Below are 614 nucleotides of genomic sequence, written 5' to 3'. Positions count from 1 at the left end.
ATTCTACAGAATTCCAATTAAAATCGTTAGTATCTGGCAATCTACTCTCAATATATGTATAAGCATTACTATACAAATCAAATATAATTCCTTTTTCTATACCAGAAAATTCAAAAGCAGTTACCAAGTTTGCAATCGGTAGGGTTCTATAACTATCCAGTTTAAGATACTCGCATAGATGTCTGAAAATTTCATTTTTTGCCAAATGGTAATCCAGCTCTACTGCCAGCTTTAAAGGCTCTTTATATACACACATATTCATCCAACCATCTGTTGAATAAAGCGTATTAAGTGTAAGTAAGTTAATTTTCAGATCTTGAGATAGATTCAGTCTCTGAATTAAGATAAATAAATTTTCAAAATAAACTTCATAATTACGAGGGAATTTTTTCTTAATTAATGAAGATATAATATTTATTGTAACAAGTTCATCATTACACTTCATAAGATAAAAATACAATAAATTTAAATCACTATCCAATATGTATTCCTTTTTTTCATAATACTAAATAATATCATAAGTACTTGAAGCCTCTATATTTAAAATTTTGTATGAAATATTTAATGATTGATTAATAAGATCAATCGTTTTTTTATAATGATTACTGTAATTA

Annotated in this window: 1 protein-coding gene; it reads right to left on the bottom strand. The window is 25.6% G+C overall.

Annotated elements, in window-relative coordinates:
* The coding region (locus AC5O77_RS22130; protein WP_494507212.1) for a hypothetical protein at nucleotides 1-481 on the bottom strand (481 nt) is incomplete at its 3' end.
* Between the last annotated feature and the right edge of the window lie 133 nt (nucleotides 482-614).

It is taken from the genome of Stenotrophomonas sp. INTA L402-1 (assembly GCF_059295135.1).
This window is presented reverse-complemented; position numbering and strand designations above follow the sequence as displayed.